Origin of the sequence: Candidatus Poriferisodalis sp., assembly GCF_965215815.1 — a bacterium.
Classification (GTDB): domain Bacteria; phylum Actinomycetota; class Acidimicrobiia; order Acidimicrobiales; family Poriferisodalaceae; genus Poriferisodalis.
The window spans coordinates 2,494,688-2,520,540 of the sequence record NZ_CBDCEO010000013.1; the positions used below are offsets into that span (position 1 = coordinate 2,494,688).

Annotated in this window: 23 protein-coding genes and 1 other RNA gene; 8 read left to right on the forward strand and 16 right to left on the reverse strand. The window is 64.1% G+C overall.

What is annotated here, in order from left to right; genetic code table 11:
- Positions 1–64 precede the first annotated feature (64 nt).
- The gene (locus ACOOHB_RS21290) at positions 65–493 is read right to left on the reverse strand and encodes a hypothetical protein (RefSeq protein ID WP_420446783.1); all 429 of its coding nucleotides are present in this window, start codon (positions 491–493) and stop codon (positions 65–67) included.
- A gap of 765 nt (positions 494–1,258) precedes the next feature.
- Between ACOOHB_RS21290 and ACOOHB_RS21295 the strand changes: the two genes are divergently transcribed.
- Positions 1,259–2,755, forward strand: a complete 1,497-nt coding sequence (locus tag ACOOHB_RS21295) for a hypothetical protein (RefSeq protein ID WP_420446784.1) — start codon at positions 1,259–1,261, stop codon at positions 2,753–2,755.
- An 88-nt stretch (positions 2,756–2,843) separates the two neighbouring features.
- On the opposite strand, the gene ACOOHB_RS21300 is transcribed toward ACOOHB_RS21295, so the two are convergent.
- The 5 genes from ACOOHB_RS21300 to ACOOHB_RS21320 form a co-directional block, all read right to left on the reverse strand.
- Positions 2,844–2,999 carry a hypothetical protein gene (locus tag ACOOHB_RS21300; protein WP_420446785.1) on the reverse strand — a complete coding sequence of 52 codons (156 nt, stop codon included), beginning with the start codon at positions 2,997–2,999 and terminating at the stop codon, positions 2,844–2,846.
- The gene (locus ACOOHB_RS21305) at positions 2,989–3,354 is read right to left on the reverse strand and encodes a hypothetical protein (RefSeq protein WP_420446786.1); all 366 of its coding nucleotides are present in this window, start codon (positions 3,352–3,354) and stop codon (positions 2,989–2,991) included. The genes ACOOHB_RS21300 and ACOOHB_RS21305 overlap by 11 nt, the downstream gene beginning before the upstream one ends.
- On the reverse strand, positions 3,351–3,872 hold the full coding sequence (locus ACOOHB_RS21310; protein ID WP_420446787.1) for a hypothetical protein: 522 nt from the start codon (positions 3,870–3,872) through the stop codon (positions 3,351–3,353). Before ACOOHB_RS21310 ends, ACOOHB_RS21305 begins: the two co-directional genes overlap by 4 nt.
- Before the next feature lie 278 nt (positions 3,873–4,150).
- On the reverse strand, positions 4,151–4,330 hold the full coding sequence (locus tag ACOOHB_RS21315) for a hypothetical protein (RefSeq protein WP_420446788.1): 180 nt from the start codon (positions 4,328–4,330) through the stop codon (positions 4,151–4,153).
- Positions 4,331–4,806: 476 nt separating this feature from the next.
- A complete protein-coding gene (locus ACOOHB_RS21320) occupies positions 4,807–6,021 on the reverse strand; it encodes a helix-turn-helix domain-containing protein (RefSeq protein ID WP_420446789.1) in 1,215 nt (404 codons plus the stop codon).
- 267 nt (positions 6,022–6,288) lie between these two features.
- Here ACOOHB_RS21320 and ACOOHB_RS21325 point away from each other — a divergent pair, with 267 nt between their 5' ends.
- Positions 6,289–6,681: a hypothetical protein gene (locus tag ACOOHB_RS21325; protein WP_420446790.1), complete on the forward strand. Its 393-nt coding sequence runs from the start codon at positions 6,289–6,291 to the stop codon at positions 6,679–6,681.
- Between the two features lie 70 nt (positions 6,682–6,751).
- On the opposite strand, the gene ACOOHB_RS21330 is transcribed toward ACOOHB_RS21325, so the two are convergent.
- Positions 6,752–8,053, reverse strand: a complete 1,302-nt coding sequence (locus ACOOHB_RS21330) for a helix-turn-helix domain-containing protein (RefSeq protein WP_420446791.1) — start codon at positions 8,051–8,053, stop codon at positions 6,752–6,754.
- 131 nt (positions 8,054–8,184) lie between these two features.
- Between ACOOHB_RS21330 and ACOOHB_RS21335 the strand changes: the two genes are divergently transcribed.
- Together ACOOHB_RS21335 and ACOOHB_RS21340 are read left to right on the forward strand one after the other, a co-directional pair.
- On the forward strand, positions 8,185–8,415 hold the full coding sequence (locus tag ACOOHB_RS21335; protein ID WP_420446792.1) for a hypothetical protein: 231 nt from the start codon (positions 8,185–8,187) through the stop codon (positions 8,413–8,415).
- A 71-nt stretch (positions 8,416–8,486) separates the two neighbouring features.
- Entirely contained in the window at positions 8,487–8,951 is a 465-nt protein-coding gene (locus ACOOHB_RS21340) for a hypothetical protein (RefSeq protein WP_420446793.1), read from the forward strand.
- Positions 8,952–9,027: 76 nt separating this feature from the next.
- Here the strand turns inward: ACOOHB_RS21340 and ACOOHB_RS21345 are convergent, their stop codons facing one another.
- The 5 genes from ACOOHB_RS21345 to ssrA all read right to left on the reverse strand — a co-directional run bounded on the left by ACOOHB_RS21345 (position 9,028) and on the right by ssrA (position 17,648).
- Positions 9,028–10,602 (reverse strand): AAA family ATPase, encoded by a 1,575-nt coding sequence (locus tag ACOOHB_RS21345; protein WP_420446794.1) that lies wholly within the window; start codon positions 10,600–10,602, stop codon positions 9,028–9,030.
- An 18-nt stretch (positions 10,603–10,620) separates the two neighbouring features.
- Complete coding sequence (locus tag ACOOHB_RS21350) at positions 10,621–13,698, reverse strand: type I restriction endonuclease subunit R (protein WP_420446795.1); 3,078 nt, start codon at positions 13,696–13,698, stop codon at positions 10,621–10,623.
- The gene (locus ACOOHB_RS21355; protein WP_420446796.1) at positions 13,698–15,041 is read right to left on the reverse strand and encodes a restriction endonuclease subunit S; all 1,344 of its coding nucleotides are present in this window, start codon (positions 15,039–15,041) and stop codon (positions 13,698–13,700) included. The genes ACOOHB_RS21350 and ACOOHB_RS21355 overlap by 1 nt, the downstream gene beginning before the upstream one ends.
- A complete protein-coding gene (locus tag ACOOHB_RS21360) occupies positions 15,038–17,146 on the reverse strand; it encodes a type I restriction-modification system subunit M (RefSeq protein WP_420446797.1) in 2,109 nt (702 codons plus the stop codon). Before ACOOHB_RS21360 ends, ACOOHB_RS21355 begins: the two co-directional genes overlap by 4 nt.
- 139 nt (positions 17,147–17,285) lie before the next feature.
- Positions 17,286–17,648, reverse strand: a transfer-messenger RNA (tmRNA) gene (gene ssrA, locus ACOOHB_RS21365).
- A gap of 104 nt (positions 17,649–17,752) precedes the next feature.
- Here ssrA and ACOOHB_RS21370 point away from each other — a divergent pair.
- Positions 17,753–18,649, forward strand: a complete 897-nt coding sequence (locus ACOOHB_RS21370) for a 50S ribosomal protein L11 methyltransferase (protein ID WP_420446798.1) — start codon at positions 17,753–17,755, stop codon at positions 18,647–18,649.
- A gap of 33 nt (positions 18,650–18,682) precedes the next feature.
- Positions 18,683–18,931, forward strand: coding sequence for a hypothetical protein (locus tag ACOOHB_RS21375; RefSeq protein ID WP_420446799.1), 249 nt, complete (start codon positions 18,683–18,685; stop codon positions 18,929–18,931).
- 22 nt (positions 18,932–18,953) lie between these two features.
- On the opposite strand, the gene ACOOHB_RS21380 is transcribed toward ACOOHB_RS21375, so the two are convergent.
- Positions 18,954–19,718, reverse strand: coding sequence for an SDR family NAD(P)-dependent oxidoreductase (locus ACOOHB_RS21380; protein ID WP_420446800.1), 765 nt, complete (start codon positions 19,716–19,718; stop codon positions 18,954–18,956).
- Positions 19,719–19,861: 143 nt separating this feature from the next.
- On the opposite strand from ACOOHB_RS21380, the gene ACOOHB_RS21385 reads away from it, so the two are divergent.
- A complete protein-coding gene (locus tag ACOOHB_RS21385) occupies positions 19,862–20,911 on the forward strand; it encodes an ABC transporter ATP-binding protein (protein ID WP_420446801.1) in 1,050 nt (349 codons plus the stop codon).
- 46 nt (positions 20,912–20,957) lie between these two features.
- On the opposite strand, the gene ACOOHB_RS21390 is transcribed toward ACOOHB_RS21385, so the two are convergent.
- The 3 genes from ACOOHB_RS21390 to ACOOHB_RS21400 form a co-directional block, all read right to left on the reverse strand.
- Positions 20,958–22,136, reverse strand: a complete 1,179-nt coding sequence (locus tag ACOOHB_RS21390) for a phytanoyl-CoA dioxygenase family protein (protein ID WP_420446802.1) — start codon at positions 22,134–22,136, stop codon at positions 20,958–20,960.
- A 95-nt stretch (positions 22,137–22,231) separates the two neighbouring features.
- A complete protein-coding gene (locus ACOOHB_RS21395) occupies positions 22,232–23,605 on the reverse strand; it encodes a replication-associated recombination protein A (protein WP_420446803.1) in 1,374 nt (457 codons plus the stop codon).
- Positions 23,606–23,688: 83 nt separating this feature from the next.
- Positions 23,689–24,078 (reverse strand): VOC family protein, encoded by a 390-nt coding sequence (locus tag ACOOHB_RS21400; protein ID WP_420446804.1) that lies wholly within the window; start codon positions 24,076–24,078, stop codon positions 23,689–23,691.
- 63 nt (positions 24,079–24,141) lie between these two features.
- Here ACOOHB_RS21400 and ACOOHB_RS21405 point away from each other — a divergent pair, with 63 nt between their 5' ends.
- Positions 24,142–25,791, forward strand: coding sequence for a fumarate hydratase (locus ACOOHB_RS21405; protein WP_420446805.1), 1,650 nt, complete (start codon positions 24,142–24,144; stop codon positions 25,789–25,791).
- The last annotated feature ends 62 nt before the right edge of the window (positions 25,792–25,853 follow it).

The window sequence follows — 25,853 nt, forward strand, 5'->3', positions numbered from 1 at the left end:
CGCACCCCAGCCGCCAACAGCGCCGCTCACCCAGCGGCCGGCCCGCCGCGCCCCCACACCCATGTCAGGGTCCAACACCGGCCCCACGACCACCCCAGCAGCGCCAAACAACACCCACCGGGTCCCGCCAAGCCGACAAACCCGCCCCGCACACCGAAAACACAACCCAAAACGCCGATAAGGCATTCTCATGAACAATCAGGGCTAACTGCAGAGAGCGCTCGCAAATCGTCAGGCGGCGACGCGCGTTCGCTCTCGGTGGCTCAGCTCCGAGTCGGCTCAGCCAGTCTTCAGGCAGGTCCCTCTCCGCCGCGATCTGAGCGGCCAGCTCCCCGACGACATCCGGTCCATCTTCGAGCGCCTCATCGACCGTGGCAGCCGTGTCTCCGTCACGATGGATCATCACAGCGGTCATGCCGTCATGCACATAGACGCGGGCATGGATGCCTCGTCCCGCTAGACGGCCGTTGAGTTCAGCCAGAGCTTCGTCCATGCGCGCACCCTACGAAGGGACGAATCAGATCGTCCATAGGGCCTGAGGGTCACGGGGGTTGACGCTGAGGAACTGCGGGCCGGGGCAGGCGGCAGTAGCCCTGGCTGCGGGCGCCGGCAGGCTCACGCGACGGATACACCGAGGACACGCCTTCGCAGCCCGTCCGGTCCAGATGGCTGCCGCCATGGCCGCCTTCTTGCTGGTCGTATCCGCTTCTGACTTGCCCTGCCAGTCGCAGCCACCCCCGTCTGCCCCGTTATGGCGTCGCTCTGCGCAGCGGCGGGCGGCATTTCCCGCAGCGCTTCTGCCCGGCCTTCAGCATGCGCATGCAGGGCCTGCCTTTGCGTGTCGTGCCTCCGCAGAACCGTCGTCGCTTCATATCGGGAGGATGCCCTGTCATGGCGTCGCTCTGCGGTCATGACGGCAGTCGTCCCATCCGGGCGGCTCGGTGCCAGTGCCGCCGCAGCGGTCCCGTCGCCGATGCCGCGGGTGGCCGGTTGTGCACCGGGCGACCCGACAGCCGTACGACGGGATCAAGCCCCCACGAACGCCCCGGCACGGTTGGCATTGTGTGTCAGGTCCGGACCGGCCGCCGAGGCAGGAATCTGCCAGCCAGACCCAGGAATTGCGCCTTGCCGAAAGGGTGCCGGGCCTCACCGCGGCTTGCTTCGACGCTGCCGCAGGCATCTCTCGACGCGCGGGTAGCGTCTCGTTCGCCCTGACGGCTTGTCGGGCTGAGTCCTGCGAACGGAACTGACACCACCGATGAGCACGAGCGACGAGCCTCCAACTCGTGAAGGACGACTCAAGAGACTCATTTCCCGCAAGAAGCCACTGACCGAGCCTGACGCGAGTGGGCACGAAGCCGACGTGGAACGTTGGCGCGCTAACGACCCGAAGTGGAACGAATCATCTTCAGTACCCGAAGGCGAGCGGGTTGACCTCCATTGCGTGTGGGGCGTCGAATTCTACACGCCGTCACATTTCGACGGCCTCGTATCGTCATTCGAGCGGCTCGCGCATGACATGCTCCAGCGAGGCTTGTCGTCGCGCAGCGATCCTGCCGAATGGCTGCACAGTCTGCACCCCTCCCGGTTTAGCGGCGGGTGGCTGTACTTGGACCCTTTCGCTCCGACCGAGCAGATGATCTATGCCGTCGGCGCTCAATATAAAGTACCGATGCCGGAGTATTTTCGGTACGCCGTGGCGAAGCTGCACTCTGTAAGTGATTCGTTGACAGCGCTAGTAGTGGCTTTTGTGCTGACTGACGAGCACTCAAAATCCATTCACGAACTACTGCAAAGGGATCGTGAATCAAGCCTGATTCCGAAAGGTCAGGGCTACACCGTCTATGACCCGGCGAACCAGAAACGGGATGATCTGAAACGGCTGAGAGATGAACGCTCGGCGGCGATAACTGACTGGTTCGGGGATCAGTTCCCGGGAGTCTTCTCGTCGGGAACGCGGCAAGGCACGATGCCAACCTGTGAACTCATCACGACACGTCAGGCTGTGCCGTTCCCGGCGCATGTTGAGCGTGAAGGTCTGATGGGCCACTTCATGGGGCTGCTCGGAATCGACATCGGCTGGTATGCGTGGAAGAGCGCTGACACCGCTGGACTGCGGTTTGGAACCATTTTCGGGTCTCGGTATCACGCTGTCATGGCGGTCCGAGAAGACGAACTGACAGCCGCGATGGGCGAGGATTCAGAATCGAGCAGGTCCGCTCGCGTCCAATACGTCGAGTTGGCGGCAGGAGAGGTCGTCTTGGCTTGGGCCATCACTGTGCTGATTGACGAATGCACGACCCAAATGGTCAAAGCACGCAACACTCAATTGCAGGAAATCAAGTCACGGGACCGGGCCGTGGCTGCACTGGATGACATCGAGAACGAGATGCTCGGTGCGGCCGATGTGGCTGCTGTCGCGGTTGAACTGACTGAACATGCCGGTGCCCGGCGGCTGTTCCGTGACAGCGTGCCCACATTCATCCCCGTGGAGCCAGGACAAGGTGAAGAGTCCATCTCAATGGCCGATCGTCGGCATGAGGACATCCATGACAAGGCTTCTTGGCTTCAGCAATTCGAACTAGCCACCCGAGAACGCGCCACGCAAATCGGCACCCTGATCGGCGCAAGCGAGAATGTACGACTGCAGAAATCAATCAAGAGATTCACGATCGCAGTAGCAGCGATGACCGTTGTGGGCGTAACCGTCGTGCTGATTCCCGGGGTGCGCTGGATTCTCGACTTGTGGGCATGAGAACATGCATGGTCTAGCCGTAGGCGTCAAACGCCGCACGCTTCGATGGTCGTCTCAACTCGGCGGACTGCTACGAGATCAGGACGCGCTAGCGCTTCTGGTTGAGTTCGATGAGTGCGGCGAGGGTGTCTTCGTCGCTGATGTCAGCGGGCCACCCGTACGCAGCGGCAACAACGACGTCGCCGGTCGGCATCATGCCCTGCTGTCCGCTTCGGCGCTGCGTCTGCCGGCCCTCACCGGTCATGTCGGCAGTCGTCCCATCCGGGCGGCTCGGTGCCCGCCCATCGGCCCGTGATTGGGTCGATGTACAGCCACGGCGGCGACGGGGCGCAGAGGTAGTGCCCGGGGTTGTGCGGGTCCATAGTGATGTAGCGGGCGCATTCGATCGACTCATGCAAGACGCAGAGGTCATTCGGGCCGGGCGGGGCCGCCTCCCACGCTCCGGGCGCTATGACGGGCCGCTGGGCCTGCTGCCATTGGGGTATTTCTTCAGGGTCCAGGTCTCCCCATCCCTGTGCAGCGGCCGGCACGACGAATGCCAGGCAGGCGACGAATGCCAGTGCCCAGGCTCCCGCTGCGGCTTTGGCCTCGGCGCTCACGGCCGGGCCGCCACAGGGACACACAGATACGCGCCCCACGATCTGGCGCAGTCGGGCCAACCCGCCGCCGCCGGGAAACGCATCACACCGGGCCGCCACGAATTCGGATCAGTCGCGTCGAAATACCCCCAGGGCACGCTCACATAACACCAGCCGTCGCCGCAGTATTCCGCTATCTCGTCCGGCTCGTAGACCGCCCGGACCTGCTCGTAGATCGCCCGGACCTGCTCGTACAGAACCGGGCGGCTGCCCGGCGGCGCTTCTGCCACAGCCCTGCTCAGCTCGGCGGCCTGCTTTCTCAGAGCAACAGCCCGCAGACACAGCCCGTCTCCCTGCTCGCACAGCAGAGCGGTCTCCTGCCATATCCTCTCGTAGCACAGCTCAGGCAGCTCCCCGTCCTTGCACCGCCGAGACGACTGCTCTGCCGCCTCGCCGCTCTGCGCAGCGACAGGGACAGCGAATGCCAGGCAGGCGGCCAGGGCCAGTGCCCAGACGGCGGCCCGCGTCTTGGCGCTCATTGTGCCGCCTTGCACTGCGCGGAGTTGTGCCCGCTTCCCCCTTTCCGCCTCCAGACGCCTGCATATGCACCACCCCTTGCGGACCGCCTTCGCTTGGTGCCGTTCGCAGAGGTGTTTGGCGGAGCACGTCCATGTGTCCCCGGGTATCCCGTGCATTGCGGCTAGGCAGCCATCTTCGTGCCGCACCCCCGATCCCAAGGGGTTCGCGTATGCGCCGCAGCCCCCATAGGCGCACAACTGCCCAGATTTGCCGTGCCGCGCCATCGGTCGTATTGCCATCACGATGCCTCCCGTTGCTCTGCCAGCCACGCACGGACCTCCGGCTCGACGTCGGCCAGCCACGCCCCGTACCGCAGCGTCTCGGCCTGCTCGCCTATCCGGGCCGGGCCGGCAAGCTCCATGCCCTGCCGCTCGGACTGCCGCTCTGCCGCCTCGCCCTCAGCGCTCTCCGCGCTCACTGCGCAGCCTCGCCATGGCATGACTCACAACATCGGCAGCACTGCTCACAGCCGCAGGGCGGTCGGCATGAGCAAGATGGTGAGGCGCCCTCGCCCACCGCGCTGTCAGCCTGCAGCTCGGCCGTGTCCCGCGTGCCGAGATGCGACGGTCGGTGTTGAGCCGGTTCAGCCGTGCCGTCCGCTGTCGCAAGCCCCATGGACTCAGGGTGCTGAGGGCCGGCTCCGCGTGACCGTCAAATGCAGCGCGGCTCTAGCGGGATCGATTCACCCCCACTTGCGTGCGGTATGCATGGAGCCCGTCGCAGGGCCGCTGCGCTCCCTGGACTCATCCCCAAATGCGTCGGGCACACAGGGGTGCTGCGAAAGTTCGACTTCGACGGGGGACGACTCATCCCCACTTGGGTGGGGCACACTCTCGCGTTTGCTCTCAAGGTCAGCAGCCATTCTTGATTGCCAGCAAGCTGTGGGATCGTACCCTATGCGCGCTCGGCAGGTATGCGAAGCCGCTCAAAATCGCCTCGCCAATGGCGGAGATAGGAATTGAGGTTCAACTCGCCCGCATCATTCCGCGGTATTGGGCTTGCGAAGTCAAACGGCGACATCAGATCGGTGGCGACCTGCTCCCATGCATTTAGCAGTTCCCTGCCACCAGCAGCGAGTGCTTCCGCACTGAAGTCTCGCCGTGCAGTTACTGTCGGCAGCCGCGTCGTTCGCCAACGGCGGCCGCCGAAAGTCGCGGCGATTCGCAATCCCACCTCGCGCCCCGGCTCGCCAACAATGCGGAAAGCAACCGACAGAGAGCCTGCAGCTTCGCTTTCGACGGCATGTCGGCCAAACAAGGACAGACAGTTCAGCGCAGATATCGCTACACGTTCAGCGTATAGATCGTCGCTCTCGTCAGAATCCAGGGGTTCTAAGGCAAAGCCGCTGCCGTCGACGCAGAACTTGAGGGATACGAGAGAACCTGTCTCAGGTCCGAAACAAACCGAACGAAAATCGGTGCGAGCAGTCGATAGATTCCATTCAGCCTGGGGCACGAACGATGCCAGCGTGTACGCCTGAATCTTGCGGGCTGTGTCGGACCGCAATTCACTCTGTCCTGGCTGCTCAGGCACTGCAGCGCACACCAATGCTGTACGAGGCGACTCAGGTTTGCTGATCTCGGAGGTGGCGGACTCCAAGAGTGCATCAAGGTTTCTTTGGGTCTCCTCGTGATTCTTGAGTCTCAGGACATAGTGGTCAGCTACCTCCGGTTCGGAAAGGTAGCGTTTCTGGCTTCCGGTGCGTATGGGATAGCTGAGGCGATTTCCCTCTTGCACTGCATGCGGTTTGAGGCGACTATCGGGAACTGAAATCAGCAAGATGTGCCCAGCAGTCGCAGCGTTCTGGCTGTTTGCTGCAACCCGCCTCATATGTATTGTAGGGCGCGGCGAGATACGCGAGTCCACAATCTGCTGAATCCGGAGTTCATCACTCTCTGATATCTGCAATGGAATGAGTTCTTCCAGTTTCCCATCAGCTTCGCGTGCTCCGACAATGATCAAGCCTCCCCTATTGCCGGCGAATTGCGCGATATCTCTCGCTAGTTCTTCATTCCTGTTTCTCGGCCACATTTGGCTCTTGAATTCAAGCTCCTCGTTCTCGGACAAGCCGACCAACGATTGCAGCATCGCCCATTCGACCTGCCCCAAATCGCCTCCCAACAGGTCATGAAGGGTCCGCGGTAACCACATTGTCACTCTGCCCGCCTCCAAGTCGTAACGAGAAACAGATCTCGGCCGACGATACTGCTCAAGCGTCGTAGCGGCGAGAACTTGGAAGCTGCGCCCGCTTCCACGCCCTGTGCGCGGCACGCGCAGGAACATGCCTTCAGCAGGGCTGCGTATTGACCGGCCCACCGAGAACCGCGATGGGCCACGCCTGGGCGCTGCCCGACTGTCCGCCTGGCAGAACGAACCATGTCCAATGAGCACAACGCGATGATCGCTGCGGGGCGGGTCGAGGCGGCAGCGGTGCGGGACCTTCTCGAAGAGCTGGAATCGAACCTTGCCAAGCGAGATCGCCAGGCCAGTCCGGAGAAACTGACAGAGCGCCGCGCTGCCATCGACAGCCAACTTGCCGCTGGCGACCTCAAGCCGATCAGGCGGCTGGAGTTGATGCAGGACCGCAGAGACATCGACGCGCAGCTTGTTGCCCTCGCCGACGAACCGGACATGACAGTGGTCGAAGCAGGATTCATCACCCACGCCGTTGCATACGGCACGCGCAAAGGCATCGCGTATGCCACTTGGCGTGAATTCGGCGTTGCCGCGGACATGCTCGCACGAGCCGGGATCACACGAGGGCAGTAGAGGCAGAGCGCTCGTGGCGCACCATGTCCGCTAGCCGCTTCGGTGGGAAAAGGTCCGGGTTACCTTGACCTCAACTTCCGAGGTCGTGCTCGATGTCGTGCAAATCGATCTGGCGCTCGGCGAGCGGAATCTCCAGTTCACCTCGGAGGACGCCGTTGACGCTCGTTGAAGTCGCCTGCCACTGGATTGTGAGGTGGCTGGATTCTTGTTGGGTGTCCACCAGAATCGCTATCGCGTCAGACGATATGGCTTCTTCGGGTCGCAGGTGACCGACCTTCCATACCACCTCTGCGCCGCCTTCATGATTGGTGGCAAAGATCGTCGGAAGGTCGTACGGCGAATGGACACCTGCTCCTAGAATCGGAAAGTCCAAGTTGATGTTCGCGAGGCTGCTCAGCCCGCCACTCATTCCGAACGGCTTGGGTTTCGCAGGCAGTTCGACCGCCTCGGAAGGAACTTCGTCGTTCACCCACGCCCTCTCGATCCGCAGTCGCAATTCGACGTCTCCAAAATTCTCCTCAGTCAGGTTGTCCAACTGCAACGAATACACACCATGACCGGCGAGCATGTAGTTCTCCACCCAGTGCCGCGGTGCGATCTCGCCCCATTTTGAGTGCCACTCCTCGACCTGTGAGACGTATGACTCCATTGACCGCGTTTCTTCGCCGAAAAAGGCCTTCTCCGCCAACCGGTCAAGAATCTCTAGGGTGTTTGAAGGGTCGCTCCGTCCGCTACGGGGCTGCGCTCGTCTGATTTGCTGATGTCGAGAGTCGGCCGCCACCTGCGCGATCTCCCTCTCGATCAAGCTGCGGTCGAACCACGTCATCTGGGGCGGTCCGATTGGCTGCAGATCGAGTTCGAGTCGAGCGCCCTTGGAGCGCTGCTCCAGGTTGGCGATGTCTTGATCGTCAGCTTGGTGAGTCTTGCCGTTCTTCCTGACGAAAACCGTGCCCTTGAGCGAATTGGCGCATTCTTTGCGAAGGGCTTGGATGCGGTCTCCTGGTCGTGGCGGTTCAACTTCGATGACCAAGATCGTCTTGGTGTCGACCGTCACGAATCGGGGCTGCCAAACCGGACCGGTCGCTCCGACGTATGGATCGATCCAGTCATGAATCTGAGCCGCATCCACTGGCGGCACACCTGGTATCGACCCTGCCTCTACGCCAACGAGGATGTACCCGAATCCGCCGAAGTCACGGCGTGCGATCGCAGGAAGCCGGTTCGCCATGCCGAGGACGTTCTTTGGCAAGGCGAAGCGACTGTCAGCCTTGGTGAAGTCGAGGGTACTTTTCCATTCCACCGCGTCCGTCTCCGCGGCGCATGAGCCGTCTCGGATGTCTTCTACCAGCGCTACGAGCTGTACATCGCTCAACGGTCCACGCTGCATCAAGGTCTCCACCGGCACACGAGTCCCTCATGGTGCCGCTGAACCAACATATCCAGCAGCCTCCTGTGGCACGCTGCGCCCGCCGAACACTCCTGGAAGCGCACAATCGACATTCGGTGCAGACCCCGGCCGTGGACATCCACGCCAGCGCCTCCGAACAAGCCCGTACCCAATCCATCTCTACGCGCCCGTGGCTGCTGATGACTCCGAGCCTCCTCCCCGCCTCCTGGCTCACGCACCCAGAGAATCTGGACATCGTGCTCACCGGACAGCGAGGTCAGTGCGACGAAGATGCCTCGACGCCACTGGTGCGTGTCGACGGTGACCGCGCCGGCGATCAAGGCTAAGGCCGAGTGCGTGGCGAAGCGGCGTGCATCGTCAACATGGCATACATTCTCGCGGACCAGGGAGAACTGATGTGAGCCAAGACCCAGGATTGGCTTTGCCGTGCGTCTGTGCAGAAAATGCGCCGCGTGAGGTGCGGTGTCACGAGGCAGGCGTTGAGATTTCCAACGCCCTTCCATCGACAAGCAAGCGCATCGTCAAGAGGCTGTTTGCATTCAATGCGCGTCCCACAGCAGCCAACGCGCTACGTGCACGAGAGGCATACGTTGCCGGGCTTAGGGCGAACGAGATCTTTCTCTCTCGGTGTCGAACATGTATCGAGTTCTTCGATGGTCTTGATGAGATAGAAGGAGCAATTGCCGACTATTCCGCGAAGATCAAGGAAATCGACCAAATGTTGGCAGATTATGAGTCCGAAAGAGCCTCAGAACAACACCCACGAAATCAGCGTCAGCAGCAGCAACAGAGCAGTATTGCCAAGGCCCAAAGTGCCTACTGGACCACACGGCGTGTGATGCGCTGGTTCAATCTGAGATAGAACCTCATGACTGTCGAGTCTCGCCGCTGTCGGCGATGTCTCTCGTGATGTCCGAGCCGACCGCAGAGCCTCCACGTCATGCGGCGTCCGATTGCGACTCCTGATCAGCTTGTCCAAGGGCGTCGCCCAACTCGGCGCACATTGCCGCCACATGGCCTCTCAGCGCCTCGTCACCGCGGAGCGCAATCCTGACCGCTTGCTCGTATGCCTTCCTGCCGCGGAATCCGAGGCTCTGCGCTATTCGGTCAGGGATGACGCTCTTGCTGATGGGGTAGTTCGCGATGATCGCATCGGCAGCCTCGGACTCGATATCGCAGCGCAGGCGCTCAGGGTCTACGTGTTCGATTCTTGCAAGTGTGTGCGCCTCCGCAAGGACCGCTTCTCGTGCCGCAGCGAGTCGATCCTCGATCCTCTCGCCTGCATCCCGTGCGAGCGCAACACCGACGCTGTGCTGCGCTTCGGCGCAGTAGTAGATCGACTCGATCGCGTAGCACCCGAGCATGCATACAACTTGACGCGCTCCTTCATCGAGCGTGTCGTCTTCGTGCCGGTCTCGGTCGATCAGTCCGTGCACTTGCAGCCAGTGCAGGTCGCGTGACGCATGTGCTGCGCTGACGGCTGCGACGACCTGCTGCCAACCGTCGCGGGCGACGAAGGTCGCCTGCGGGAATAGCGTCTCGTAGACGCGCTTGTCCAAGCTGTGCGGTTTTCCTTCGACGTACACGAGATGTCGGCGGGCGCCCCAGATGTCGAGTTTGATGTCGTCGTCGATGTCTGCATCGGGGGCCACGAGGTCGGCATCCCAGGTTTGAGGGCCGTTGCCTTGAGGCTCCCAACCACGCAGCAGCAACACATGAGCTTCCTGGCAATCGTGCGGCAGCGAGATTTCGTGGGTTGCCACGACGAACTCGCAATCTCGCCTCGCAGCGAAGATGCCTGACAAGAGCGGGCCTGCAATCGAACGGTGCAGATGTCGCTCCGGTTCATCGATCAAGAACAGAGTGCCAGCGGGTGCGCTCAGAATCTGTGCAGCCAGCAGAAGAGCGCTGCGCTCCCCGTCCGACAGTTGCTCGATTCCGTATGGGGTGTCCGAATTGCGGCGACGCGCCACGAGCGCATCCGGGTCACTCTCAGGAATCTCTACTTGGATTTCCAGACCTGCTGATTGGAACAAACCATTGATGACCTCGATCGGACTGGTGCTTTGGTCAACGGCCTGCTCGACCGCAGCGAAGTCTGTCCTGCCCACACGTGCATTCCGGGCCTTTCGTCCGATTCGTGCAAGCTGCCCGACTTCTTCACGCAGCAGTTCATAAATGATGCTCTGGGCGCGATTCGGGACGCGTCGATCCCAGTAGCGTCCATACGCGGCGCTGTCGTCCTGATGGGCTTGCTGCAGTTGAGTCTCGAATGCACTAGCGCTGACATCGACTCGGTTGGTGCCGAGACTTGTCATGCGGTGCGCCTTGATCAGTCGCACCGCATACGAACCATCAGGGTGCTTACGCTGATGCTCCCCGTAGAGCCAATGCAGCAATGCTGACTTGCCTGACCCATTGGCGCCGAGGACGAACAGGGCGTTGTTCTCCGAGTCCAGGCTGATGTCAACAGACTGGCCTTGGCCGGTGGGAATCGAGAGCGATCGCGTCATTGCTGTTCCCTGGTTATCTCAGCGCTCTTCGGCATTGGCACTGCCGAATATCGCCTGCATCATTCCGTAGTCCACGACGTCGCCGATGTCGCCGTCGTTGTGGCACTTGTTGACGAGCGCTTCGTTCTCTGCGAGGCGTTCGAGCATGAGTTCTCGCAGACGTGCGCGCTGTGCCAAGAAGAATTTGTCGAAGTCGTTGGCTCGTGCTGTGACGAGCATGTCGTCTTCTTGCATGGCGTCGTTGTGGACCGCTTCGAGGAACAGGCGGTCGCTGTCGTCGAAGTTCGTGCCGAAGAGGTGGTTGAGGCGCTCGATGATCTGCGACAGCGGCTCGGTTTCCTCCTCGGCGGTGCCGGTGCCGACTGCGGTGGGGCTGGTGACGGTGGCGTCGTCTCCGTCGAGGCTGATGGCTCCGCTGGAGATTTTCTGGATGCGGTAGTACTCCAGTTCGACGTCGCCGCCGAGATCGATGGGGTCGCCGCCGTCCGGGGTAGCCAGCCGCGGCAGCAGCATGCGGCCATAGGAGTAGAGCCGTTCGAGGTCGCAGTCGGCGTAGGGGATGATCTGGCTCAGGAACGTGTACAGGCGCACGTAGGCGGTGAGCCGGTCCCGGAACGCTTCCTGAGCTTCTTCGTCGTCGAGGGCGGCGAAGCGGTCCCGTGCGGGCTGCAGGGCGGCTTCGAGGCGGGCGTGATCGGTCGGCTGCTGCTTGTGGGCGGGCAGGTAGAACACCGACGCGAAGTCGTCCACCTCGGACTGCTGGTACACGTTGGCCTGGTTGAGTTCGTAGGCGAGGCTGTCGAGTTGGTAGGGGTCGGACTGCTCGCGCAACTCGGCCACGTCGAAATAGGGGGCGAACGCAGCGGCGATGTCGGTGGGCGAGTTCACGAAGTCGAGCACGAACGGGGGCTGCTTGCCCGCGGCGATGCGGTTGAGCCGCGAGAGGGTCTGCACCGCATGCACCCCTGAGAGGGGCTTGTCCACGTACATGGCCTGCAGCAGCGGCTGGTCGAACCCGGTCTGGTACTTCTCGGCCACGAGCAGTATCTGATAGTCCGGCGAGCCGAACCGCCCGGCCAGCGCGGCCTCGCTGATCGGCTTGCCCGACACGACGTCGATGTTCATTTTCGGCTCGGTGTACTCCGCGCCGTCGTCGGGGTCGGTGACAGTGCCGCTGAACGCCACCAAGGGACGCACGTCGTCATAGCCGTGCTCTTCGATGTAGCTGGTGAAGTGGTTCATGTAGCGCACTGCGTGCAGCCGCGACCCAGCCACCACCATCGCCTTGGCCTTGCCGCCCATGGCGTGCATGACCTGGTTTCTGAAGTGCTCGACGATGATCTCGGTCTTCTGGGTCAGGTTGTGCTCATGGAGGGTCACGAACTTCGACAGCTTCGTCGCGGTGCGACGCTTGGGGAACTCGGGGTCCTCCTCCGCGGTGCTGACCAGACTGAAATAGGTGTCGTAGTCGGTGTAGTTGGCAAGCATGTCGAGAATGAATCCCTCTTCGATGGCTTGGCGCATGCTGTAGGTGTGGAACGGCACCGGCTTGCCGTCCGGTCCGGGACGCCCGAACAGCTCGATCGTCTTGCCCTTCGGCGTGGCAGTGAACGCGAAGAAACTCAGGTTCTCCTGCGGGCCGCGTGACTCCACCACCGCGTTCAGCCCGTCCTGCCAGTCCTGCGGGTCGTCGCCGCCCGCGAGCGCCCCTACACCCAGCAGCGCCTTCATCTGGTGGGCGGTGTCGCCGGTCTGGCTCGAATGCGCCTCGTCCACGATGATCGCGTAACGCCGCGACGCCAGCCCCCGCGCCCACTCCGCCACCTGAGCGCTCTCAGCCTCGCTCGCCGTGGCAGAGTCCGCGCCGGCGATTCGCATCAGACCGCCCATCACAAACGGGAACTTCTGCAACGTCGTGATGACGATCTTGGTGTCGTCGGTGAGCGCTTTGGCAAGCTGCTGGGAGTCCTCGTCGATGGCTTGCACGACCCCTTCGGTGTGCTCGATCTGGCGGATCGCGTCCTGCAACTGCGCATCGAGCACACGCCGGTCGGTGATCACCACGACACAGTCGAACACCTTGTCATCAGCGGCGGTATGCAAACTCGACAGGCGATGCGACAGCCACGAGATGCTGTTCGTCTTGCCGCTGCCCGCCGAATGCTGCACCAGATAGTTGCTGCCCGCCCCTTCGGCGCGGGCGGTCTCCACCATCAGGCTCACCGAGTCCAGTTGGTGATAGCGGGGAAAGACCAGCGTCTCGCGCCGCACCGTGCGCGTTCCCTTGGAATCGACGACCTTCTCCTCGCGGCGCTCGGTGAACATGAACGAGCCGAGAATCTCCAAGAACCGGTCCCGCTCCAGCACCTCAGACCAGAAATAACCCGTCCGAGGCCCCAACGGATGAGCAGGATTGCCCGCACCGCACTGAACCTCACCGGGATGGCTGCCCCGGTTGAACGGCAAGAACCGCGTATCGCCCTTCGCGAGCCGCGTCGTCATGTGCACCTCGTCAGGGTCTGCCGCGAAATGCACCAGCGCCCGCTTGCCGAACCGGAACAACGGCGCACCCGGCTCACGATCGGTCTTGTACTGGCTGATGGCGTGCTGCCACGTCTGGCCGGTCATCGGATTCTTCAGTTCGCACGTCGCCACCGGCACACCGTTGAGCGCGAACAGCAGGTCAACCGTGTCGTTCTTGCCCGGATGACAACGAGCCTGACGCGTCACCGACAACTCGTTGGCGCCGAACAGCGCCAACGCATCGGGGTTCAGGCCGTGCGCGGGCTTGAAGTACGCCAGCCGGAACGTCTTGCCCACGAACTTGAACCCGTGACGCAGCACCTCCAAGGTGCCCTTCAAGTCCAATTCCTTGCACAGCCGCTCCAGCAGCCGCGGCTCAAGCTCAGCGCCCTGGGACTTCTCGGCCTGCTCCCACAACTCCGGCTGCGTCGCCCGCACGAACGAGATCACACGAGCCGGGAACAATGCCCGATCCACATCCCACTCATCCGGCTTTACCGACACCCAGCCCACGTCAGCCAGCATCGACTCCACCGACGACTCGAACGCATGCTCTGATGTCTGCACCGACATCACCCACCACCCCCAGAACCAGCCAAAGCCACGTCGCGCACATCGATCTTGCCCGTCACCGCCGCTGATACCAGCGCCGTGCGGTACTCCCCAAGGCGCTCAATCGAACTGTGTATCCGATCTCGCAGCCCATCCACTTGACCTAGTTGCCTACTCAAGTAGTCGACGATGAGTGTCTGTTCTCGTTCGGAAGGCACCAGCACAGGGATGTCGTTCATGTCGCCCTGCGTGAGCTTGTCGCGTGTGGAGCCGTCAATGAACGCGGCGTAATCAGTGATGTTGAGCAGGTGGGCCAGGAAGTCCTGTTGTATTCCCACTGGTCGGAGGACGTGTGCATGGTTGTTGACCCATATTCGTCCGGACACAGCGAATGCGATCCGCTTGTTGAGTGAGAAGAATGGTGCTCCATCCTCGCCTAGGAGGACCAGAGGCTCATCGAATAGCCAGTCGTCGAGGTGGTCGAGTACGCCGTTGGCCCCCCAGTATGGAAACGTGCCTTGACGGTAGGAACGCTGTTCAGAATTCAGCGGTACGCGTTTGCCGTCCAGGCACTCGACTACAAGCGCTAGTCGCTTGACGGTCCAATGCTCCGGCACCTCCCCGAGCCACTCCACCCCCGAGTCCTTCAGCGCCGGCGCCGGGTCCAGCCCAGCGGCCTCCGCAGCCTCGGGCGGCAGCCCCTTGGTCACCACTCTCGTGATCAACGCGATCCGATACTCGTCGAGCCGCTCGATCAGCGACTCCTGCTTCGTGATCAGCTTGTCGATGCGGGCGGTTTCGGAGTCGAGGAAAGCTGAGATTGAACGTTGCTCATCCATGGGAGGCAGAGGGACAACCGTGCGTCCGACACCCCCTCGGGTAACCCCGAATCGGGTTACCCCTGTGGCTGCCGTCTGGAGTTGGACATTCACGCTCTGCGACTGCAGCGCGCGAAACAGAAACGCCGGTTCGAGGTGACTACCCGGACGGATAATGCCGAGGTGATAACCGCACACGAAGTCGTTGGCAGTCTCCTCGACAACCGCAGGGACGGCGATGTCAGACCAGTCTTCCGAATCCTTCGTTATCAGCACATCGCCGATTTCCAGACCAAACTGGTCGATCTCTTGGGCGGAGGCCGTCGCGTGCATGAAATTGTCGTCACCGGCGAGGATTCGCTCTCGGTAGTACACGTCGGTGTAATTGCAGAGACGAACCGCTGCCTCGTCAGGAGCGGATTTCTTGTCCACACTGCTTGTGCGGTAGGCAGCCAGTGTCCTAAGACGCCGCGTCTCCCAGTGAGACGGGATCGCGCCGATCGACTCCATTTCCGACTCGGTGTAATCGGGATATGGCGGCCTCACGCCGTCACCTCCGCGAGCAGTTGCCCGATCTCGGTTTCGAGCGTCTTGAGGTCGGCTTCGATGACTTCGAGTGGGCGGGGCGGTTCGTAGACGTAGAAGTGCCTGTTGAGGGGGACTTCGTAGCCGGTCTTGGTCTTGTCGTGGTCGACCCAGGCGTCGGGGACGTGCGGGTGGACTTCACGTTCCATGTAGGCGTCGATGTCCTCGCCGAGAGGAACGTTCTCGGTGTCGCGCAGCCCGGTGTCGGGTTCGTGGTTGCCGTTGCGGTCCTCGCAGATGTCGGCGTCGGGGTCGCGTTCGCTGAGTGCCGCGAGGACGGCATTGCGCTCGGGTGCAGACATCTTGACGCTGTGTGCTTCGGCGGCGGCTCGCAGCCGTGCGGTGAACTCGTCACGGTTTCCGATGATCTCGCCGTCGGTGTTGCCGGCGAGGGTTGCGAGCGTGTCTCGCAAGACTTGCTGGCGGGCCTTGCCCTCGGCCACTTCGGTGTCGTGAGCCGCCCCGGCGCTCTTCTTGCTCTTGGCAAGGTTCAAGAACGTTCTCTCATCCTCGATGCAGGCGATGCGCTCGGGCGTCGCGGCGAAGTTGAGCCGCAGTGGCCGCTCGACGGTGATCTTGCGGTACCCGAAGTCCTCGTTGTCGAAAATCTTGCTGACAACGCGGGGTCGAGTGCGCGGCTCGTGCGTGATGGGGTCCTCGTTGGTGAGGTCGCGGGTTTCGCCGTCGGTGAAGCTGCCGTGGATGCGGGTCAGGTCGTCGATCTGGTCGGCCGAGAGTTCGTTGCGCTTGTTGCCGAGGCTGCGGCGCATCTTGACGTAGAACTCGCGGGCGTCGATGAGTTGGACCTTGCCGCGGCGGTGCGCTTCTTTGCGGTTGGCGAGTATCCAGATGTAGGTGGAGATGCCGGTGTTGTAGAAGAGCTGGTCGGGCAGGGCGATGATCGTCTCCAGCCAGTCGTTCTCGATGATCCACTGGCGGATATTGCTCTCGCCGCCGCCTGCGTCGCCGGTGAACAGCGGCGACCCGTTGAACACGATCGCGATGCGGCTGCCGCCGGTGCCGTCGGCGGCGACGGGCGCCGTCTTGGACAGCATGTGCTGGAGGAACAGCAGCGAGCCGTCGTTGATGCGCGGCAGCCCCGCGCCGAAGCGGCCCTGGTAGCCGAGCGTGTCGCGTTCGTTCTTGATGGTCTGCTGCTGCTGTTTCCACTCGACCCCGAACGGCGGGTTGGCCAGCATGTAGTCGAACGTCCACCGGGTGTCGTCTGACTTGTGCTTGTAGCCGTCGTCGGTGAACGAGTCGCCCAGCCTGATGTTGTCGGCGTTCTCGCCCTTGATGAGCATGTCCGAGCGGCACACTGCCCATGACTCATTGTTGATGTCCTGGCCGAACAGATGCGGCCTGGCATCGGCGTTGTGGCTGCGCAGGAAGTCCTCGGCGACGCTCAGCATGCCGCCTGTGCCGCACGCGGGGTCATAGATGGTCTTGACGATGTGAGCCTTGCCCAGGTCAGGCTCGGGCGACAGCAGCAGGCTGACCATGAGCCGGATGACCTCGCGGGGCGTGAAGTGCTCCCCGGCTTCCTCATTGGACTGCTCCGCGCCGATGCGGATCAACTCCTCGAACACATAACCCATCTGCATGTTGTCCACACGCTGGGGCGACAGGTCGAGATTCGAAAAGCGCTGGATGACTCGGAACAGGCGCTGACGCTCGGCGAGGCGGTCGATCTGGGCGCCGAAGTCGAAGCTGGCCATGATGTCGCGCACGTTCGGCGAGTACGCCGCGATGTACGCGTTGAGGTTCGCCGCGATCTGGTCGGGGTCATCGAGCAGACGGGCGAAATCGAACAGGGAGGTGTTGTAGAACGGCCGCTTCGCCGCCGCCGAGAGAAGCTGGTGGCGCACGTTCTCGGACTGGCGGGCGTGCACTCTGGCCGCAGCGAGCACATCGTCCTTGGTGTCCGCGAGCACGCAGTCGAAACGGCGCAGCACCGTGAGGGGCAGGATCACCTTGCGGTACTCGTTGCGCTTGTAGGGGCCGCGCAGCAGATTGCAGATGTCCCAGATGAAGTTCGCAAGCTCGCCGTGGGTCTGTGCGTTCACCGTGTCCCCCTCACGCCGACCGCGTGACGCCGTACTAGAAGCGGCAACGTCGCACGATACGCCGACCGGGTTGGGCAGCGAAGTTCTTGGTCGACGTCGGTGCCGTGACCACGAGGCGCTTGTTGTGGCGACACATCAGAGGTGGAGGTGGCGGGAATCGAACCCGCGTCCTTCAACGTTTCGGCAAGTCTTCTCCGAGCGCAGTCGCTGTGAGATTGTCGGGTAACTGAGGGCAGCGACACCCTGGCAGTCGCCTTAGCCGTCTGTGAGAGTCCCCGTCACCCCGTCGGCACGGGTGGCGGGCTAGCCCTGCAGATGATGGCACCGACGCCCGCAGGACAGGGGCAGTCGGGCCGAACTCACAACCTAAGTTCAGGCTGCGAGCACCAGATCGTCGCGTTCGACGTTGGCGTTTGTAAGTTTTCCGGCTCTTTAACGTGGATCCGGAGACCACGGCTCGCTTCTCTCACTTCAACCGTCAAAGTCGAAACCGATCACCCCCATGTAGTAGCGGGAGACCTTCTCCCTGGGCAAGACACCACCCTAGCGATGGCATGTGACAGGCCGTACGCAGCGTGAGCACTGGTTGGTGGCGACAATGCTGGTGTGAGCGAAGGGTCCCGACGCAACTCGGGGTGCGGCGATGTTGGTGTCGGCGGCGCGTGCGTGGTGCTGGCCAACTCGGTGCCGCTGGGGCGACCTGCGCCGCTCCCGCCGAGCTTGCCGCCGGTGCTGGGCGCGGTTGCGCTGGCTGTGTCACATGAGCTGCTGGGCCGCGGCCGATGGGTGAGCCGGGTTCGAGTGGCCGACGATCAGACCGCCCGCGAGGTCGTGGCGTTGCTGCGTGCTGATGGCCATGCTGCAGTGCTCGGACCGGCGGACGAGGCGCAGGCAATCGGCTGGCTCAACCGGAACCGGTATGTGGCAGTAGGAGAGCACTTGGCGGTGTGCTTTCCCTGGGCGGAAGCCGACTCGCCGGCAGTTGTCGAAATCGACACCGGCAGAGCGTTCGGTGCCGGAACGCATCCGTCCACCCGGCTGCTGGCCACATGGCTGTCGAGTAAGGCAGCCGGCGGCGAACGGGTCCTGGATGTCGGATGCGGCAGCGGGGTGCTGGCGCTGGTCGCTGCACGCCTTGGTGCTGCCGAAGCGGTGGGCGTCGACATCGAGCCCGCCGCAGCGGCGGCTGCTCAGGCCAATGCCCGTCGCAATGGGCTTGAAGCGACGGCTCGCTTCAGTACTGCTGCGGTCGGAGACACCGATCTGGGGACCTTCGACTACGTGGTGGCCAACATCACCGCCAATGTTCTGATCGACCTTGCGCACGAGATCGCGGCGCGTGTCGCGCCTGGAGGTCATCTTGCACTGAGCGGCATCTCTGCTGCACAAGCGTCGACCGTGGCAGCGGCATACCGCCCGCACGGCATCGAACTTGCCAACCCAATCCGGTTGGACGACTGGATCTCCCTGGCTGGCATCCGATCAGGCGAGGTGGCGGCATAAATTATGCTCTGCCACATATGCTGAGGTGAGACTATGCGCACCATGATCGTCTTGACCGACAACCAGCACGCCCTCGCCAAGCGCAAGGCAGCACAGCATGGAATCTCGCTGTCGGAGTACATTCGCCGGCTCGTTGACCGTGACTTGGAAGAGGCTGCCCCTGCGCAGAGCATCACGGCCCTCTTTGGGTTGTTCGACGACGGCGGTTCCAACATCCGGGCGAACAAGCATCAGATGATTGGTGAGGCGATCGACAGGCACTACGCCGACAAGGGCTTGTGAGTTACCGCAGCAGCGCGCGCTGTCAGGCGCACGGGGCGGGGTAGTTCGACCAGGCGGTGACGCCTTGGTAGCCGCCGTCGACGGTGATGGTCTGGCCGGTGATGTAGCGGGCCTGGTCGCTGGCGAGGAAGGCGACCACGTCGGCAATTTCTTCGGGCACGCCCCAGCGGCCGAGCGCGATGTGGCGTTCGAGGCCGTCGGCAAGGCCGGGGATCTCGCGGCCGGCCTCCCACATCTCGGTGATGATGAGGCCCGGGGCCACGGCGTTCACCCGGATGCCGAAGCGGCCGTAGGTGGCCGCTTGCGAGCGGGTGAGCGAGTCGAGGGCAGCCTTCGTTGCCCCGTAGGTGGGCAGTTCGCTCACGCCGACCGAACCGGCAATCGACGACATGTGAATGACCGAGCCATGTCCTCGCTTGCCCATCTGGCGGGCGAGTGCCCGGGTGGTCTCGAGCGGCGCAAGGTAGTTCAGCTGCAGCACGGCCTGGTCGCCGCCGGGTTCACGCAACTCGCCTCGGCCGGCGTTGTTGACCAGGATGTCGACGCCGCCGAGCGCTTCGACCGCTGCAGCAGCCAACTCCGCTGAGGCGCCAACTTCGCTCAGGTCGCTGCGGATCACCACCGGGTCGTGCGGCAGCTCGGCAGCGACCCGCTCGAGATCATCAGTCGCACGTGCTGCCAGCGCGACCCGTGCCCCGTCGGCTGCCAGAGCCCGGGCGCAGTGCTCGCCGATACCCCGGCTCGCCCCGGTCACCAGCGCTGTTCGTCCGCTCAGCCGATCCGCCATGCCTCGATCCTCTCGTCGCACGTCCCGTCGCCCTCAGTCTGCGTCAGGATCGCCTTCGCCCGCTCACGCACACATCGCGGCCGGCTGGACGCCTGCAGAAAATCCGGATCGGCGACCCCTGCGGAGTGCGTAGCGTCAGGGTCGTGGCCACAACGGGAGCTGGCGGCGGGACGCTGCGCATCACGGGCGCCCACGTTCACTTCGACGGAACGAAGGCGCTCGACGGGGTGGACCTGGCAGTCGGGGACGGCGAAATGGTGGTGCTGCTCGGCCCGTCGGGCTGCGGCAAGACCACGCTGCTGCGCGCTGCTGCGGGCCTGCAGCCGCTCGATGCCGGGCGGATCGAACTCGACGGCCGGGACCTGACCGGCCAGCGCCCCGACCAGCGCGGCATCGGCCTGATGTTCCAAGACGAGGTGCTGTTCCCCCACTACGACGTCGAAGGCAACGTGGCGTTCGGGCTGCGCATGGCCAAGGTGCCGTTTGCCGAACGGCGCCGACGGGTTGCCGAAGTGCTCGAGCTGGTCGGCTTGGCGGGTTTCGAAGGCCGCGAAGTGGCGACGTTGTCCGGCGGCGAGGCCCAGCGAGTCTCACTGGCACGGGCGCTCGCCCCCGAACCGAGGGTGCTGTTGCTCGACGAGCCATTCGGTTCGCTGGATCGGTTGCTGCGTGAGCGGCTCATCAATGAGCTGCGGCCGGTGCTCGATCAGGTGGGCGTCACCGCCGTGCACGTCACCCACGACCATCACGAGGCGTTTGCCCTGGCAGACCGCATCGCCGTGATGGCGACCGGGCGGCTGATGCGCATCGGCACTCCCGAAGAGGTGTGGACCGATCCTCGCACGGCGCCGGTTGCCCGGTTCCTCGGCCACACCAATGTGTTCGACGACGAAGTGCCGCCGGTGCTGGCCGACGCTGCCGGTCGAGGCCAGGCCTTCGTCTTGCGTGCCGACCGCATCGAGGTTGCCGCTGTCGATGACGACGGGTTCGACACCAGCGACGGTCGAGTTGTGCAGCTGCCGGCCGTCGTAGTCCGGCGCCGATTCCGGGGTGATCGCTACGAGCTGCGACTCGAAGCGGACATGGGCGCGACGACGACGACGCTGGATGCCATCACACCTCTTGGCCCGATCGTTGGTACCAGCGTGACGCTGCGCATCGGATCCAGCGCGGTCATCCCGCTCGAGGGCTGAGCTCAGCTCGCTGCAACAAACCGCCGCGGCCGGTTCGGGCCAGTGGCTAGATGCCGAGGTCCTTCAGGTTGTAGTCCTTGATGGCCTCACGAGCGGCGTCATCCCACACGAATTCGTGCTCGCGGCCCACGTTGGGCGCATAGACGAACGGCGTCTCGTCCCCGAAGCGCTTGGCTCGGGCGTCGATCGCCCAGCCGATCACCCGGGACCGCTCGGCGATGTACGCGTCGTCATAGAGCGAGATCGGGTTGTGGACGCCGCCGCTGCGCACCCCGTGCACTGAGCGGCGACGGTGGAAGCCGAAGTTGATGGTGATCCGCGGCCGTTCGGAGGTGTTCGCGAACGAGCCGTGAATGGCCTGACGGCTGGTGATCGCGACGTCGCCTGGGTCGCACACCATCGGGACCGCGTCACCGAGCCGATCCGAGCCGGTGGCCAGGCACATGGCCTTGACGTCCAACTTGCCCGTGCGATGCGAGCCCGGCACCACCCACAGGCCGTTCGTGGCATCGCAGCCGTAGAGCTGGGCCATGAAGTTGAAGCCGTGGGTGCCCTCGTCAAGTTCGGGGTGGTCCCAATGGGTCCAGCCGTCCTGATGCCACGCCACCGAGCCGCCGAGGCCGGGCTGCTTGATCCACACGACCTCGTTGAACGGCGTGAAGTCGGTTCCGTTCAGCGCCTGCGCGACGCCGAGCAGGCCAGGGTGCGCGTACACCCGCAAGCAGGCTTCGGAGAATTGCAGCGAGCCGCTGATGATCTGCACCACCCACTCAGGCGCTCCGTCGGGGGCGGCAGGCTCAATCATCTTGAAGGGATGACGCCCGTGAGCCACGTCGGTGCCGCCGTAGGGGTCGGTCAGCGGGCGGACGAGTGAGACGGCGCGGCTCTGGTGGCCGGTGCCGAGCGCGGGACGGCCGTGACGGTCGGTGGTCGCGTCGGGCGCGGTAGGGCAGCGGTCCAGCATGTCGATGACGTCGGCCTCGATGTCGGCCAGCTCGTCAGGGCCGAGCACCCCAGTGAAGATGTAGAAGCCGCAGCGCGAGTACGCCTCGACGATCTCGGGATGCAGCTGACCGTCGTCGGTGAAGCGGATCGGCCCGCGATTGCCGAGCTGCATGGCTCGCTCGGTGCCCGCGGCCCGGTAGGCGACCATCTCGTTCTCGACGTCGCCGTAGCTGACGATGGGCACCTCGGCCAGTCCCAGCGTTGCTGCACCTGCGCTCATGTCACACCCCCGCACAAGGGTCAGGGGCATGTTGTCGTGCCCCCGCCGTCTGAGTCATTCAACCACGGCCCGTGGGCCTCCTACCGGGGTTGGTCCTAGGTGCCGGGGTCTGGATCCGTTGGCTCGGGCCGGCGCAGCTCGCGTTCGCGGCCGTGTTCGGAGGGTTCCCAGTAGACGTTGGCCGCGACTTCGTCGGGCCGGTACTGCTGGGGCACCCAGCCGCTCGGATCGTCGTGCGGGTACTGGTAGCCGTCTCCGTGGCCGAGCGATGCGGCGCCCTGATAGTGGGCGTCGCGCAGGTGGATGGGCACCTCGCCCGCGCCTGCGGTTCGAGCGTCGGCCTTCGCTCGGCTAAGTGCCACGGTGACCCGGTTCGACTTGGGGGCTGTGGCCAGACGCACGACGGCGTGTGCCAGATTCAGCTGAGCTTCGGGCAGTCCGACGTACTCGACCGCTCGAGCAGCGGCTTCGGCAACCAGCAGGGCCGTGCTGTCGGCCATTCCGATGTCCTCCGACGCCAGGATCACCATGCGGCGGGCGATGAACCGGGCGTCCTCGCCGGCATCGAGCATGCGGGCCAGCCAGTACAGGCCTGCGTCGGGATCCGAGCCGCGCAGCGACTTGATGAATGCGCTGATGGTGTCGTAGTGGCCGTCGGCGCCATAGCGGACGGCCTTGGCGTCGACTGCGTGCTCTGCGTCGCCGAGGGTGACGCGCAGGTGTGACGTTGCGTGTGCCGGGTCGGCTGGAGGTGTGCCGGCCACAGGCGTGTCGGCGGAGCCGGCGGCCACGGCGGCTTGACGGCGGGACGCGAGAGCCACGGCAACCTCGGTGCTGGTGAGGGCGTGGCGGCCGTCGCCGCCGCTGCGGGCCGCAATGTGGTCGACGGCGTCATCGTCGGCGGTCGCGCCCTCCGCAGCCAGAGCCCTGCCGATCAGCGTTCGCAGCGCAACGTCGTCAAGCGGCACCAGGCGGAACAGCGTCGAGCGGGACAGCAGCGGCGGGTTCACCTCGAAGTGAGGGTTCTCGGTGGTGGCGCCGATCAGCACGATCAGGCCGTCCTCGACCGCAGGCAGCAGCGCGTCCTGCTGGGCCTTGTTGAACCGGTGCACCTCGTCCAAGAAGAGGATCGTGCCCCTGCCGAGCTCCCCGATTCGCAGCCGGGCCTCGGCAATGATCTCGCGGACGTCCTTGACGGTGGCGCTGACGGCCGACAGCTCGCAGAACTCTTTGGCAGTGCTGGAGGCGACCACGCGTGCCAGCGTGGTCTTGCCGGTGCCGGGAGGTCCCCACAGGATTACCGACGACAGGCGATCGGCCTCGATCAGCTCCCGCAGCGGCCGGCCAGGAGCGAGCAGGTGGTCCTGACCCACGATTTCGTCGAGCGTTGCGGGTCGCAGCCGGGCCGCGAGCGGGGCTTGGCGGGCCAGGCGCTCCCTGCCCCCAGCCTCGAACAGCCCCTCGCTCACGCCTTGACGGTACGCCGCGGCTCCCGTGCGCCGGCACATCGGGCAGGTGCGCAGCGTCTGCGAATTGTCTCCAGACGTCGTGATCAGAATTCCGGGTGGTCGACCTCGTAGGAGCGGATGCGCTTGGCGAAGCTCAGGTCGTGCCCGGCGGGATCGGAGATCGGAAACATGCGCTCGCCCCAGGGCGCATCGCGCGGCGGGGCCTGCGGTTCCAGGCCTGCGTCGAGCGCTTGCTGGTAGAGCTCGTCGACGTCGTCCACGTGGAAGATCGCCCGGCCCCAGCCGGTCTCGGCCTCGGCCGGGCTGTCCACGGCGATCAGGTTCACGAAACACCCGCCGCTGCGCAGGGTGCTGAACGGTGCATTGTCGCCGCCGTAGCTGAGCCGGAAGCCCAAGGCCAGATAGAAGCGGACCGATGCCGACATGTCGGGGGTCCGCAAGGTGATCGCATTGATCGACTCGACGCTTGCCACAGCCACATTCTCGCGTTGCGAGCCTGTGGCTCGCCAGCGTGCTCGCCTCCCTAGCCTGAAGTGATGAGCACGTACTCCCACGTGGAACTGCTTCCCACGGGTCCCGCCGATGTGACCTACCGGCACCTCACGTCGGATCACGTCTCGACCATCACGGCTGCGGGTCGACGTTTCCTGCAGGTCGAACCTGAGGCGCTGCGGCTGCTCACAGCCGAGGCCATGCGCGACATCGCTCACTTGTTTCGCACCGACCACCTGGCAGCGTTCGCTGCGATCCTCGACGATCCTGAAGCGTCGGACAACGACCGGTTCGTGGCCCTCGAACTGCTCAAGAACGCCAACATTGCCGCTGGGGGAGTGCTGCCCAGCTGCCAGGACACCGGCACGGCGATCATCTGGGGCCACAAGGGCGAACGTGTGCTCACCGGCACCGACGACGACCCGGACTTCGACGACGCCGAGGCCATCTCCCAAGGAGTGGCTGACACCTACCTGACGTCAAACCTGCGTTACTCGCAGCTCGCCCCGCTCGACATGTTCACCGAGATCAACACCGGCAACAATCTGCCCGCCCAGATCGAGATCTACGCCTCGCCGGGAGACGAATACGAGCTGGTCTTCATGGCCAAGGGGGGAGGCTCGGCCAATAAGAGCTTCCTGTTCCAGGAGACCAAGGCGCTGCTCAATCCTGAGAGCCTCACCCGCTTCCTTGACACCACCCTGCGCACGCTGGGCACCTCCGCCTGCCCGCCGTACCACCTTGCGGTCGTCATCGGCGGCACGTCGGCGGAGTTCGCCGTCAAGGTCGCCAAGTACGCCTCGGCAAAGTATCTCGACACCCTGCCCACGGCGGGCAGCGAGGCCGGGCACGGCTTCCGCGACCTCGAGTGGGAGCAGCGCATCCTGGAGCTCACCCGCGAGTTCGGCATCGGGGCGCAATTCGGCGGCAAGTACTTCTGCCACGACGTGCGGGTGGTGCGCCTGCCCCGCCACGGCGCCAGCTGCCCCGTGGCGATCGCAGTGTCGTGCTCCGCCGACCGTCAAGCGCTCGGGCGGATCACCGCGGACGGCATCTTCCTCGAACAGCTCGAGACCGACCCGGCCCGCTTCCTGCCCGCCACCGAGGAGCAGCAGTTGTCGAGCGCCGTCGTGCCGATCGACTTGAGCCAGCCGATGGACGCCATCCTCAACCAGCTCACCCAGCACCCTGTCAAGACCCGGCTGTCGCTGACCGGCACGCTGGTGGTTGCCCGCGACATCGCCCACGTGAAGCTGAAGGAGCGTCTCGACGCCGGCGACGGCCTGCCCGACTACCTGCGCGATCTTCCCGTGTACTACGCCGGGCCTGCCAAGACTCCCGAGGGCTACGCCTCAGGCTCGTTCGGTCCTACCACCGCCGGGCGCATGGACTCCTACGTCGAGCAGTTCCAGGCCGCCGGCGGCAGCCTCGTCATGCTCGCCAAGGGCAACCGGTCCCGCCAGGTCACCGAGGCGTGCGCCCGCTACGGCGGTTTCTACCTCGGCTCCATCGGCGGTCCAGCCGCTCGGCTTGCCAAGGACTCGATCCGCAAGGTCGAGGTCCTCGAATACCCCGAGCTGGGCATGGAAGCCGTCTGGCAGATCGAGGTGGAGAACTTTCCCGCGTTCATCGTGATCGACGACAAGGGCAACGACTTCTTCAGCGAGGTCTCCACCCCAGTGCACATCCAGTGACTAGTGCGAGCGAAGGGGCTTCGCCCCCGCTCGCGACAATAGAAGCGAAGGGGCTTCGCCCC